Origin of the sequence: Actinomadura sp. GTD37, assembly GCF_041951365.1 — a bacterium.
Classification (GTDB): Bacteria; Actinomycetota; Actinomycetes; order Streptosporangiales; family Streptosporangiaceae; genus Spirillospora.
Genome location: NZ_JBGNUS010000007.1, coordinates 1 through 12,582, shown reverse-complemented (window position 1 = coordinate 12,582; position 12,582 = coordinate 1). Strand labels below are relative to the sequence as shown.

Genomic DNA, 12,582 nt, shown 5'->3' with positions numbered 1-12,582 from the left:
GGATGGTTTGGCGGGCGGCGCGCCTCCCGGCGGGCGCCTGGAGCGCGTCCGGTGGCCCACTTCACCGGACGCGCGAAGAACGGGGCCCCGCGCACCTCATCAGTGCGCGGGGCCCCGCTGCGCTCTGGCCGGGATCGGCCGGCCGGTCAGCCGGTGACGAGTTCCCCGTCCTCGTCGTCGGCGAAGCCGGGCACCCACTTCAGCGACTCGGCGCGGGCCGGGATCTCGCATTCCAGCTGGCACAGCACCCCGGTGCCCGCCGACAGCACCCGGTGGATGATCACGTACTCGGGCGGCAGGTTCAGCTGCCGGACGACGTTGGACGGCCGCAGGTCGGTGACCTGGACGGCCATGTCGCGCAGCCACTCCCGGTTGAACTTGAACGTCTCGTTGACGAACGGCTCGGTGATCGGGGCGAGGAACGCCTGCAGCGACTCGGCGTCGACGTCCACGCCCTCGCGGATGAAGTCCTCCCGGCGCAGGGCGTCCTCGACCTCGTCGATGTCGGCCATGGTGCCGATGCGCAGCAGCAGGCCGAGCCGCTTCTGGAAGCCGCCGGGGATGCGGTCGACCGCGCCGAAGTCCAGGACGCCGAGCCGGCCGTCGGCGAGCAGCCGGAAGTTGCCGGGGTGCGGGTCGCCGTGCAGCATCCCGGACCGCTTCGGCCCGGACAGCAGGAACCGGCAGTACAGCAGGGCCGCGTGGTCGCGGGTCTCCTGGTCCCCGTCGCTGATGATCTTCGAGAGGAGGGTGCCGTCCATCCACTCGGTGATGAGGATGTCGCCGGACTGTGCGATGACCTCGGGGATGGAGAAATCCGGGTCGTCCAGGTACGCCGCGCGGAACCGGGTCTGCGACTCCGCCTCGATCGTGTAGTCGAGCTCCTCGACCACCCGCTCCTTGAGCTCGGCGAGCATCGACTTGACGTCCAGCCCCGGCATGAGCACGCCGAACAGCCGGCCGAGCCGGGCGAGCTGGTTGAAGTCGCTGATCAGCGCCTTGCCCGCGCCCGGGTACTGGACCTTCACCGCGACGGCCCGGCCGTCGTGCCAGACGGCGCGGTGCACCTGCCCGATGGACGCGGCGGCGGCCGGCCGGTCGTCGAACGACTCGAAGTAGTCGCGCCAGTCCGCGCCGAGGAACTCCTCCAGCACCTTGTGGACGGTCGACGCCGGCAGCGGGGGAGCGGACTCCTGCAGCTTGGTCAGCGTCGCGCGGTACGGGCCGGCGATCTCCGGCGGCAGCGCGGCCTCGAAGATCGACAGCATCTGGCCGAGCTTCATCGCCCCGCCCTTGAGCTCGCCGAGCACCTTGAACAGCTGCTCGGCGGTCCGCGTCTGGATCTCGATCGCGACGGCCTCGGCCGGCTTGCCGAACGTCCGCTTCCCGACGCCGAGTGCGGTGCGCCCCGCGAAGCCGATGGGGAGGGACGCCAGCTTTGCTGACCGCGTCACCGCGCGGCGGGGGAGATCGCTCACGCCGTACATTGTCGGTGATCCAGTGTCGTTCCCGCCACAATCATCCGCAAGTATCGCCGGTGCCGGAACCGGCCCGCGTCGCTGAGCTGGGCCAACGCTGTAAGTGTGCGCTTTCTCACGGCGCTGGGGGAGTGCGGCCGACCGCAGGCCGAGCATGATTCGGTAACGTGCGGGGCTATGTCCGGAGACTCCGCCGCTGTGCTGCTGGCCGAACGCCGCCCCGACGGGGTCGCCGTCCTCACCCTGAACGACCCCGCCCGCCGCAACGCGATGTCGGACGAGATGACCGCCGCGTGGAAGGCGGCGATCGCCGAACTGCGCGCCGACGCCGGGCTGCGCTGCGTCGTCGTCACCGGCGCCGGCAGCGCGTTCAGCTCCGGCGGCGTCCTGTCCTGGCTGGCCGACACCAACGCCGTCGCCGTCCCGCCGCTGCGCGACCGGATGCTGGAGTACTACCGGACGTGGCTGGCGATCCGCGCCCTCGAGGTGCCGACGATCGCCGCCGTCAACGGGCACGCCGTCGGCGCCGGGCTGTGCCTCGCCCTCGCCTGCGACCTGCGCTACGCCGCCGGCGACGCCAAGCTGCTCGCCCCGTTCACCGCCCTCGGCCTGCACCCCGGCATGGCCGCGACCTGGCTGTTCCCCGAGGCCGCCGGGCTGCCGCTCGCCCGCGAGATGCTGCTGGCCGGACGCGTCCTCACCGGCGCCGAAGCCGCCGAGAACGGGCTCGTCAACCGGGCCGTCCCGCGCGCGGACGTCCTGGACGAGGCCCTCGCCGTCGCCGCGAGGATCGCCGCGCAGGCGCCGATCGCGACCCGGCTCACCAAGGTCGCCCTCTCGGGCGGCGGACACGGCGACATGGAATCGGCGCTGCGCTGGGAGTCGCTCGCGCAGCCGGTCACGATGGCGTCCCGCGACATGCTCGAAGGACTCGCGGCACAGAGGGAGAAGCGCACCCCGGAATTCACCGGCGAGTAAAGCCGCGTACACCGCCCGCGGAGTTTTACCTTCCGGCCCCGGAGGGATGGTCAAAACGTAGGGGCTGACCTGCGGCAACGTCAAACACCCCCTTTGGCGCAGGCAAATTTTCGAGTACGGTTCAGGCGTGCCCCCTAACGTTGAGGTCCGCCGCAGCGCCAGGCGCAGGCGAACCGTGTCCGCCTACCGCGACGGCGACAAGGTGGTGGTGATGGTTCCGTCCAGGCTCAGCAAGGCCGAAGAGGAACAGTGGATCGCGACCATTCTGGAACGGCTCGAAGAGCGGGAGCGCCGCCGGCGGCCCACCGACGCCCACCTCCAGTCGCGCGCCCGCGAATTGTCCCGCCGCTACCTGGACGGCCGCGCCGACCCGGTCAGCGTCCGCTGGGTCGCCAACCAGCGCGCCCGCTGGGGCTCCTGCACCCCGGACGACGGCACGATCCGGCTCTCCACCCGGCTGCGCGGCATGCCCGGCTGGGTGGTCGACTACGTCCTCGTCCACGAGCTGGCGCACCTGCTCGTCCCCGGGCACGGCGCCGACTTCTGGGAGCTGGTGGCCAACTACCCGAAGGCCGACCGCGCCCGCGGCTACCTGGAGGGCGTCGCCGCCGCCGCGCACCTGCCGCTGGAGGCCGACGCCCCCGAGGACGACGTCACCGGCATCCACCACGGCGACCACCTGCACCCCGGTGACGAGTTCCCGCACGAGGCCGCCGGGTGACCGACGCCCCCGACCGGGTGCCGGGAACCGCCCGCTTCGCCGCGGTGCTCTCCCTCCCCACCCGCCCCAGGGACGTTCCGCCCGGCGTCGACGCCGGCGAGTTCGCGCTCGCGCTGCTCGAGGACACCTACGAGGTCGTCGCCGGGCTCGAACTCGTGACGCCCGCGCTCGTGCTCGACCCGCCGGACCAGCCGGACGCCGAGGCCGTCACCTGGCCCGGCACCCCGATCGTCCGGGAGGCGACGCTCACCGGCGCGTTCGCCGCCCTGCACGCGCTCGGCGCCGGCTCCGCCGCCCTGGTCGCGCCGGACGCCCCCGACCTGCCGCCGCTGCTGCTCGGCAAACTGTTCCGCGCCCTCGGCGACGCCCCGTCCGCCGCCTGCCAGGCCGAGGACGGCACGCTCGTCGCGCTCGCCGCCCGCCTCCCCCTCCCGGACTGGCTCGCCACGGCCCTCCGCGACGTCGACCTCGACACCCCGGACGCCCTCGCCCGCCTCCGCGCCGCCGCGCCGCGCCCCGGCCTCATGCCGCAGGGCCCCGGCTGGCACCGCCTGCGCACCCCCGGCGACCTGCGCTTTCTCGACCCGGGCCTGGAAGGCTGGGAGAACACCCGCGCCCTTCTTGAGGGCCACCCCCTCGGCTCCTGACCCCGTCGGCCCGCCCGTCAGCGGCCCGCGGAGACCGCCTGTGCCACCAGGCGCCGGACGGCGTCGTCGGTGGGCTCGGGGAGATCGCCCACCGGGAACCAGCGGAGATCGTCCGACTCGTCCGACACCGTGTGCCTCGCGCCCTCCGCCGCGATCGCGACGTACTGGACGTCCAGGTGCCAGGTCCCCTGAGGGTGGCAGCGGACCGCGTGCCGGTCCAGCCGGACGGGCTCGGGCAGCAGCCGCAGGCCCGCGATGCCCGACTCCTCCGTCGCCTCCCGCAGCGCCGCGTCCGCGAGCGTGGCGTCGCCCGGCTCGCAGTGCCCGCCGAGCTGGAGCCACGCCTTCACCTTCGCGTGCAGCGTCAGCAGCACGCGGGAGCGGGACGCGTCGAGCACGGCGGTGCTGGCCGTGATGTGCCCGGCCGCGCACTCCCGCCACATCCCGTCGGCCGGATGCTCCGCCAGATGCCGCAGGAACTCCCGCCGCACCCGCTCCTGACCGGCGTCGGGCGCCCGCCACGACGACAGCACCCGCACCGCGTCGTCGTGCAGGCCGCCCGACACCGGACGCGCACCCGCGAACCCGTCGCTCACGCGCGCACCCGGCCGTGCGGGACGGCGGCCTGATCGGGGCCGTTGCCCCGGCCTCCGCTCACGTGCGGCCGATGCGGGGATAGCGGGAGTTGTCGGGACGCCGGCGCCGGCGCTCCTGGTCGAGCGGGCGCTGCCAGCACAGGCTCGCGCGCGCGACCCGCCGCCGGATCGCGTTCGCCGACGACCCGGGCTCGTAGCGGCAGCCGTGCACCCGGGACCGGCGCGAGCGGCTCATGCGCGCGGCCCGCCGTCGCCTGGACCGGGCTCGCCGCCCGGACCGGGATCGTCGCCCGGACCCTTCTCGTCGGGCTTGTCGTCCGCCGACTTGGTCAGATCGGACCAGTCCAGGTCGGACAGGCCCTCGATCTCGTCGGGGCCGTGGACGAAGCCCTCCGGGTCGTCGAGATCGTCGGCCGTCGGGAGCAGGTCGGGGTGGTCCCAGATCGCGTCCCTGCCCTGCGTGCCGCGCGCCTCGGTCAGCGACCGCCACAGCACCCCGGCCTCCCGCAGCCGGCGGGGCCGCAGCTCCAGGCCGACCAGCGTCGCGAACGTCCGCTCCGCCGGGCCGCCGGTCGCGCGGCGCCGCCGCACCGCCTCGGCCAGCTTCACCGAGCCGGGCAGCCGCCCCTGCGCGGCCTCGTTCACGACCGTGTCGACCCAGCCCTCGACCAGCGCGAGCGCCGTCTCCAGCCGGGCCAGCGCCGCCTTCTGCCGGGGCGTCTCCTCGGGCTGGAGCTGGAGCTCGCCGCCGAGCGCCTCCTGGAGCGCCTCCGGGTTGCTCAGGTCGAGCCCCTGGACGGCCTGCTCGATGCCCGACAAATCGACGGTGATGCCGCGCGCGTACTCCTCGACCGCGCCCAGCAGGTGCGCGCGCAGCCACGGGACGTGCGCGAAGAGCCGCTGGTGGGCGGCCTCGCGCAGCGCCAGGTAGAGGCGGACCTCGTCGGCCGAGACCTCCAGCCCCTCGCCGAACGCCTCGACGCCCGCGGGTAGCAGCGCGCCGACGCCGTCCGGCGCGAGCGGCAGGCCCACGTCCGCCGAGCCGGTCACCTCGCGGGCCAGCGCGCCGAGCGCCTGCCCGGCCTGGCCGCCGACCATCGCCCCGGCCATCTGCTTGACCATCCCGATCAGCGGACCGGCCATCGCCTGCATGTCGGCGGGGATCTCGCCGCCGCCGAGCGCCCCGCCCATCGACTCGACCATGCGGGTCGCGATCGGGTCGCACACCTTCGCCCACACCGGGAGCGTCTGCTCGATCCACTCGGACCGGCTCCACGCCTGCGGCGTCCGGACGCCGGCGGGCAGCGTGGTCTTCTCGTCCAGCCACAGGTCGGCCAGGCGCAGCGCCTCCTCGACCTGGCGCCGCTCGGCGTCGACGACCGACGGGTCGCCCTGCTCCACGACCGTGTGCCGCGCGATGTTCTTGGCCAGGTCCCAGTTGAGCGGGCCGCCGCCCCCGCCGCCCGCACCCTGCGCGCCGATCATGTCGGCGAACCGGTGCAGCATGTCGGCGAACTGCGCCATGTCGCCGCCCATGCCCTTGAATGGATCCTGGGGCCGGTCGTCGTCGTCTCCGTCGCCGGGACGATTGAAGCCGAAGGGAGTGTTGCTCATCGGATCGCCCCTGGGATGCATGATGGGCTCATATCCGCAACGTTAGCCGGTCCCGGCAAGGTCGCGTACACAAGGAAGGGGGCAGCCCCGTGGCAACGGGCAAGGTTCGCCCTCGGCGTAGCAAGGGCCCGGTCGTCGCCGTCACCGGCGCCGCCACCGGGGCGGGGCGGCTGCTGGCCGCCCGGCTCGCCGAACGGCAAGAGATCCGCAAGGTCGTCGCCATCGACGGGCAGCGCGGCGACGTGCCCGGCGTCACCTGGCGCGTCACCGACATCCGCGACCCGCTGCTCTCCGGACGCCTCTCCGACGTGGACGTCCTCGTCAACCTGGACATCGAGCGGTCCCCGGACGCCGACCCGCGCGAGCGCCGCACCCACAACGTCCGCGGCGCCCAGACGGTCGTCACCGCCGCCGCGGCCGCCCGCGTCCGCCGGGTGGTCCTGGTCACGTCCGCGATGGTGTACGGGGCGGGGCCGGAGAACGAGGTGCCGCTGGACGAGGACGCGCCGCTGCTCGCCGAGGCCAGCACCAGCATCGCCGGCGACTACCTGGAGATGGAGGAGCTGGCCGCCACCGCGCCCGTCACCCACCCGGGCCTCGCCGTCACCGTCGTCCGTCCCGCCGCGGTCGTCGGGCCCGGCGTCGACACCGTCGTCACCCGCCACTTCGAGGCGCCGAGGCTCCTGTCGGTGAAGGGGAGCACGCCCGGCTGGCAGTTCTGCCACGTCGAGGACCTCGCGTCCGCGCTGGACGTCGTCGTCGCCGAGGACGTGCGCGGTCCCGTCGCCGTCGGCTGCGAGGGCTGGCTGAGCCCCGACGAGGTCGCCGAGATCACCGGCAAGCGCACCTTCGAGCTGCCCGCCGCCCTCACGTTCGGGATGGCGCAGCGGCTGCACCGGCTCGGCATGACCCCGGCGCCCGCCACCGACCTGCACTACGTCGCCTACCCGTGGGTCGTCGACTGCGCCCGGCTGCGGGCCGCCGGCTGGAAGCCGCTGTACGACAACGCCGCCGCCCTCCGCACCGTGATGGAGGAGACCGCCGGGCGGCACGCCGTCGTCGGCCGCCGCGTCGGCGGCAAGGAGGCCACGATGGCCACCGCCGCGGGCGCGACCGTCGCCGCGATCGGCGCCGCCGCCGCGATCCGCCGCGCCCGCAAGCGCCGCAGGTAGACCGGGCCGGGCCGCCGCCGGCCCGGCGGCGGCCCCGCGCCGGTCAGCTCGCCGGCGGCGTCGCGCTCGGAGACGGCGACCCGGACGGGCCCGGCGACGTCTTCGGCGCGGCCCGGCCCGCCGCCGCGAGCGCCGCCTGCGCGTCCTTGATCCGCTTCCAGGCGTCGCCCATGGCCGGATAGTCGCCCTTCTTCTGCGCGTTCTCGTAGTCCGTGACGGCCGTGTTCAGGTCGCCGATCGCCTTCTGGGCCGCCGCGCTCAGCTCCGGCTGCCCGCTGCCGGGCGTCTCCTCGGGCGCTCCCGGCTGCGCGGGCGCGCCCGTCCCGCCGAGGACCTGTTTCAGCGCCGCGTCGAAGGTGTCGGCGGCGGCGATGCTCTCCCCGTACCGCACCAGGATCTTGCCGAGGATCGGGTAGGGCTGCTGCTCGGCGCCGCCCGACGCCTTCGTGTACATCGGCTCGACGTACAGCAGGCCCCCGCCGAACGGGATCGTCAGCAGGTTGCCCGCCACGGTCTTCGTGCCGCCCTGTCTCAGCGCGAACAGGTCGCCCTTCACCTTCGCGTCGGTCTCGAAGGAGTTCTGCACCTGCCCGGGGCCGGCCGGTTGCGCGTTGCGCGGCATCTGCAGGATCTGGATCTGCCCGTAGTCGCGCCCTGGCGTGGACCCCACCGACATGAACGCTGCCAGCTGCGGGTTGTTGCGCGGGTTGAACACCGTCGTCAGCGAGAACGACTGCGTGTCCTGGCCGGGCATCCGCAGGCTCTGGTAGTAGGGCGGCTGCCGCTTGCCCTTGACCGTCGGGTCCTGCGGGACCTCCCAGAAGCCCTCGCCGTTGTAGAACGCCGACGGGTCCGTCACGTGGTACTTGGTGAGGATCTTCCGCTGCGCCTTGAAGAGGTCCTGCGGGTAGCGGAAGTGGGACTCCAGCTCGGGCGGGATCGACGAACGCGGCTGGACGGTGTCCTTGAACACCTTCATCCACGTCTTGGTCACCGGGTCGTTCTCGTCCCACTGGTACAGGTGGACGCTGCCGTCGTAGGCGTCCACCGTGGCCTTCACGGAGTTCCGCATGTAGTTGATGTGGTCGTTCGCCTGCCGCGCCACGGCCTGCCGCGTGTCGGTGATGGTGTCGCGGGTGGCCTCCCCGAGACTCATCTCCTCCGAGTACGGGTAGCTGCTGGACGTCGTGTAGCCGTCCACGATCCACAGGATGCGGCCGTTCACCACGGTCGGGTACGGGTCGCCGTCCAGCGTCAGCCACGGCGCGGCCTTCTGCACCATCTCCCGCGGCGACCGGTCGTACAGGATCTTGGCGTCCTTGTTGATGGCGCCCGACAGCAGGATGTTCTTGTCCTGGAACTTGGCCCCGTACAGCAGCTTGTGGAGGAACGAGTCGATGCGGACGCCGCCCTGCCCGTCGTAGGTGCTGCTCTGCTGCCCCGACTCGCTGTTGTCGGGGTAGTTCAGCTCCTGCTGGCCGTGCCCGCCGACCACCGAGTACTTCGGCGAGCGCTCGCCGAAGTAGATCTCCGGCCGCGCCACCTTGATCTGCTGGGCCGGGGACGCCGGCATGTCGCGGTTGATGAAGGCGGGCTCCCGCGAGTCGAACCGGTCGCCGTAGGCCGACACGAACCCGTAGCCGTGCGTGTAGACCATGTGGTCCTTGATCCAGCTGCGCTGCCCGGCCGGCGCCCCCGACAGCTCGCGGAGCGCGACCACCGTGTCGACGGGCTTGCCGTCCACCTGGTAGCGGTCCACGTCGAGCGTGTCGGGGAACTGGTAGAACGGCCGGATCCGCTGAAGTTGCTGGAACGTCTCGCCCACCACGTTCGGGTCGAGGACGCGCACGCCGCCCGCGGTCAGCTTGTCGGCGTCCTCCTGGAGCTTCTTCTTGTCCGTCTCGGCCTGCGTCCCGTACGGGACGACCTTCGCGCCGTCCACACCGTAGGCCGCACGGGTGAACTTGATGTTGCGCTGGATGTACTGGCGCTCCTTGGCCAGCTCGTCCGGCTTCACCTGGAACTGCTGGATCAGCAGCGGGTACACGCCGCCCAGCAGGATCGCCGACAGCACCAGCAGCGTGAACCCGACGCCGGGCAGCATCATGCCGCGCCGCAGCAGGTTGCTGAAGAACATCGCGGCGCACAGCAGCGCGATGACGGCCAGGATCGTCTTGGCGGGCAGCAGCGCGTTGACGTCGGTGTAGGACGCGCCGGACGTCACCCCGCGTTCGGAGTGCACCAGGCCGTACCGGTCGAGCCAGTACGCGACCGCCTTCAGCAGGATGAACAGCCCGAACAGCACCGACAGGTGCGCCCGCGCGGGCGGGCTCGCCTTGTCGCCCGGACCCTGCAGCCGCAGCCCCCCGTACAGGTAGTGCACCATCACCGCGGCCAGGATCGACAGGATCACCGTGGCGAACACCACACCGAGGACGAGCCGCAGGAACGGGTACGTGAAGACGTAGAACGACACGTCCTTGTGGAACTGCGGGTCCTCGACGTTGAACGGCGTCCGGTTCAGGAACGCCAGCCACACCGGCCACTGGCCGGCCACGGACGAGCCCGTCAGCACCCCCAGCAGGCCCAGCAGCACGAACGAGATCAGCCGGCGGCGCGGATCGATCACCGCGCGGTACCGCTCCAGGCCCTGCTGCTCCACCGACAGCGGCCGGTACGCCGGACGCAGCCGGTACGCGACCAGCACGTTCGCGCCGACCACCAGCGTCATCAGCAGGCCCGCCCCGAAGAACAGGACGATCTTCGCCCGCAGCTGCGTCGTGTACACCGACGAGAAGCCGATGGAGCGGTACCACAGCAGGTTCGTGTAGGTCGCCGTGAAGACCAGGAAGACGATCAGCAGTACGGCCAGCGTCACCAGGACCGGCAGCAGCAGCCGCGTCCGTCCGGTACCGAGCCGGCGCCCGAAACCGGGAGTCCGGAAGGTCAAGAGGCCCCTCCGATCGAGATCTCGACCACCGGCCGCCCGCCGGTGCTGTAGATGCAACTTACCGACTGGAGCGCGGGTTCCCGCATTTCCGGGTCCCGATTGGGGGAAAGATGGCCCCGTGAGTCTTCTGGAAGCAGTCGTGCTGGACCTCGAACGTCATTCGGCCGAAAAGGGGTGGGACAGCGGGCCCAGCCTGTACGCGCTCGTCCGCAGCGCCGAACTCCGCCGCGCCGAGCCGGGGATAGCCGACCAGTTGCCCGCGGACGACGACAGCCTCGTCCCCGTAGAACAAGAACGCCTCCCCGAAGGAAGCAGCGTCGAGGAGGCGCTCGCCGGCATCGCCTGGCCCGACACCGTCGACGGCTGCGTCCTCGTCATCGAACGGGTCGTCCTCCCCTCCGACGTGGAGGCCGACATCCCCGACGACCACGCCGAGGCGGCCGAGTTCGTCGGAAGCCACCCCGCCCGGGAGGAGGTCCGCATGGTCGTCGGCGTCCTCCGCGACGGGACCCGGCACGCCGCCCTCCGCATGCGCAGCCACGACACCGAGGACGAAGTCCTCCGCGGACCCGACCTCGTCCCCGGCCTCCCCGAGGCCCTCGTCGCCACCCTCGAGCCCGACGAGCCCGGCGCGTCCCGGGAGAAGTAGCCCCGCGCGCGGCGGGGTAGCCTGCGGGACGTGAGCCAAAGCGTTGCGGGCCGGGACGTCATCCGGCTGATCGGCGTCCGCGAGACCCCCCTGTCGATCGACGAGGTGTACGCCGCCGTCGGCGCCCCAGGCGCCGGCGGCATCGCCGTCTTCGCCGGCACCGTCCGCGACACCGACCACGCCCGCGCCGTCAGCGGCCTGTCCTACAGCGCCCACCCCACCGTCGAGCGGGAGCTCCGCGCGGTGATGGAGAAGGTCGCCGCCGACTACCCCGTCCTCGGCCTCGCCGCCGTCCACCGCGTCGGCGACCTGGAGATCGGCGACATCGCCGTCGTCGTCGCCGCGGCCTGCCCCCACCGAGGCGAAGCGTTCGACGCCTGCCGCCGGCTCATCGACGACCTCAAAGCCGGCGTCCCTATCTGGAAGCACCAGACCTTCACCGACGGGGACGACGAATGGGTCGGCGCCTGCTGAACCCGGGTCGGGACCTGCCGAGCGCCCCGACCGCATAGAGTTTCCGGCATGTCTCGTCGTGCCACCACGCTCACCCTCGCGAGCGTGCTCGTCCTCGTGCTCGCCGTCATCGGCTCCGTCATGCGCGTCCCCTACGTCGCGCTGATGCCCGGCCCCACGAGCAACACCCTCGGCACGAACGACAAAGGCCAGCCCCTCATCCGGATCGACGGCCGCAAGACCTACCCCGACCAGGGGCACCTCAACTTCACCACCGTCACCTACCGCGGCGGGCCCGGCGGACGCATCGACCTGTTCACCGCCCTCCGCGGCTGGCTCGACGGCGAGACCGCCATCGTCCCCGAAGAGACGATCTTCCCCAAGGACGAGTCGCCCAAAGAGGTCGACCAGGAGAACACCCGGGCGATGCAGGACTCCCAGCAGAACGCCGAGGCCGCCGCCCTCCACGAACTCGGCGTCCCCCTCACCACCCGCGTCGTCGTCGACGGCGTCCAGAAGGGGCTCCCCGCCGCCGCCGCCCTCAAGCCCGGCGACGAGATCACCACGCTCGACGGCGCCAAGGTCACCAGCGTCTCCCAGGTCACCGGCACCATGGCCAAACTCAAGATCGGCGACGCCGCCACCCTCGGCTACAGGCGCGACGGCAAAGAGCTGAAGGCCACCCTCAAGACCGTCGCCGACCCCACCGGCAAGCGCGCCGTCGTCGGCATCGTCCTCTCCGACCAGTACAAGTTCCCGTTCAAGATCGACATCAGCATCGGCGACATCGGCGGCCCCTCCGCCGGCCTCATGTTCTCCCTCGCCATCTACGACAAACTCACCCCCGGCCCCCTCACCCAGGGCAAATTCATCGCCGGCACCGGCACCATCACCCCCGAAGGCGAAGTCGGCCCCATCGGCGGCATCCAGCAGAAGATGATCGCCGCCCGCAAAGCCGGCGCCACCGTCTTCCTCACCCCCAAGGACAACTGCGCCGACGCCGCCGCCGCCCGCCCCGACGGCCTCCGCCTCGTCCGCGCCGACACCCTCCACAGCAGCATCCAGGCCATCAACGCCTACACCACCGGCAAAGGCGACATCCCCGCCTGCACCCGCTGAACGCCACCGTACGAACCACTCCCGCCATGCCATAGACTTAAGACATCACCGCGGGGTGGAGCAGTTCGGTAGCTCGCTGGGCTCATAACCCAGAGGTCGCAGGTTCAAATCCTGCCCCCGCTACGGGTCCTAGGGTCCCTCTGGTCGCCGCTTTGCGGCTTCCCGAGGGGCCCTTCGCCGTTTTCGGGGGGGCGACCCCCCGGGC

Annotated in this window: 12 protein-coding genes and 1 tRNA gene; 8 read left to right on the top strand and 5 right to left on the bottom strand. The window is 72.4% G+C overall.

The annotated features are described in order from the left end of the window. Positions 1–146: 146 nt before the first annotated feature. Complete coding sequence (locus ACA511_RS30420; protein ID WP_375028099.1) at positions 147–1,478, bottom strand: ABC1 kinase family protein; 1,332 nt, start codon at positions 1,476–1,478, stop codon at positions 147–149. Positions 1,479–1,655: 177 nt separating this feature from the next. Between ACA511_RS30420 and ACA511_RS30415 the strand changes: the two genes are divergently transcribed. The 3 genes from ACA511_RS30415 to ACA511_RS30405 all read left to right on the top strand — a co-directional run bounded on the left by ACA511_RS30415 (position 1,656) and on the right by ACA511_RS30405 (position 3,824). Next, entirely contained in the window at positions 1,656–2,456 is an 801-nt protein-coding gene (locus ACA511_RS30415; RefSeq protein WP_375028098.1) for an enoyl-CoA hydratase/isomerase family protein, read from the top strand. 175 nt (positions 2,457–2,631) lie between these two features. Continuing rightward, complete coding sequence (locus ACA511_RS30410) at positions 2,632–3,177, top strand: M48 family metallopeptidase (RefSeq protein WP_375028406.1); 546 nt, start codon at positions 2,632–2,634, stop codon at positions 3,175–3,177. After that, positions 3,174–3,824, top strand: coding sequence for a hypothetical protein (locus tag ACA511_RS30405; RefSeq protein WP_375028097.1), 651 nt, complete (start codon positions 3,174–3,176; stop codon positions 3,822–3,824). Before ACA511_RS30410 ends, ACA511_RS30405 begins: the two co-directional genes overlap by 4 nt. Positions 3,825–3,841: 17 nt before the next feature. Here the strand turns inward: ACA511_RS30405 and ACA511_RS30400 are convergent, their stop codons facing one another. From ACA511_RS30400 to ACA511_RS30390, 3 genes are read right to left on the bottom strand one after another with little or no spacing between them, the layout of a single operon-like run. After that, on the bottom strand, positions 3,842–4,420 hold the full coding sequence (locus ACA511_RS30400; protein ID WP_375028096.1) for an NUDIX hydrolase: 579 nt from the start codon (positions 4,418–4,420) through the stop codon (positions 3,842–3,844). Positions 4,421–4,478: 58 nt separating this feature from the next. Then, positions 4,479–4,655, bottom strand: a complete 177-nt coding sequence (locus ACA511_RS30395; RefSeq protein ID WP_375028095.1) for a hypothetical protein — start codon at positions 4,653–4,655, stop codon at positions 4,479–4,481. Then, positions 4,652–6,034, bottom strand: coding sequence for a zinc-dependent metalloprotease (locus ACA511_RS30390; protein ID WP_375028094.1), 1,383 nt, complete (start codon positions 6,032–6,034; stop codon positions 4,652–4,654). Before ACA511_RS30390 ends, ACA511_RS30395 begins: the two co-directional genes overlap by 4 nt. Before the next feature lie 89 nt (positions 6,035–6,123). On the opposite strand from ACA511_RS30390, the gene ACA511_RS30385 reads away from it, so the two are divergent. Next, positions 6,124–7,206, top strand: coding sequence for an NAD-dependent epimerase/dehydratase family protein (locus ACA511_RS30385; protein WP_375028093.1), 1,083 nt, complete (start codon positions 6,124–6,126; stop codon positions 7,204–7,206). A 43-nt stretch (positions 7,207–7,249) separates the two neighbouring features. On the opposite strand, the gene ACA511_RS30380 is transcribed toward ACA511_RS30385, so the two are convergent. Further along, a complete protein-coding gene (locus ACA511_RS30380) occupies positions 7,250–10,156 on the bottom strand; it encodes a UPF0182 family protein (RefSeq protein ID WP_375028092.1) in 2,907 nt (968 codons plus the stop codon). 118 nt (positions 10,157–10,274) lie between these two features. Between ACA511_RS30380 and ACA511_RS30375 the strand changes: the two genes are divergently transcribed. The 4 genes from ACA511_RS30375 to ACA511_RS30360 all read left to right on the top strand — a co-directional run bounded on the left by ACA511_RS30375 (position 10,275) and on the right by ACA511_RS30360 (position 12,500). Further along, positions 10,275–10,805 (top strand): PPA1309 family protein, encoded by a 531-nt coding sequence (locus ACA511_RS30375; RefSeq protein ID WP_375028091.1) that lies wholly within the window; start codon positions 10,275–10,277, stop codon positions 10,803–10,805. Between the two features lie 30 nt (positions 10,806–10,835). After that, positions 10,836–11,279 carry a molybdenum cofactor biosynthesis protein MoaE gene (locus ACA511_RS30370; protein WP_375028090.1) on the top strand — a complete coding sequence of 148 codons (444 nt, stop codon included), beginning with the start codon at positions 10,836–10,838 and terminating at the stop codon, positions 11,277–11,279. A 48-nt stretch (positions 11,280–11,327) separates the two neighbouring features. Further along, entirely contained in the window at positions 11,328–12,377 is a 1,050-nt protein-coding gene (locus ACA511_RS30365) for a PDZ domain-containing protein (RefSeq protein WP_375028089.1), read from the top strand. A 49-nt stretch (positions 12,378–12,426) separates the two neighbouring features. Continuing rightward, positions 12,427–12,500, top strand: a tRNA-Met gene (locus ACA511_RS30360). The last annotated feature ends 82 nt before the right edge of the window (positions 12,501–12,582 follow it).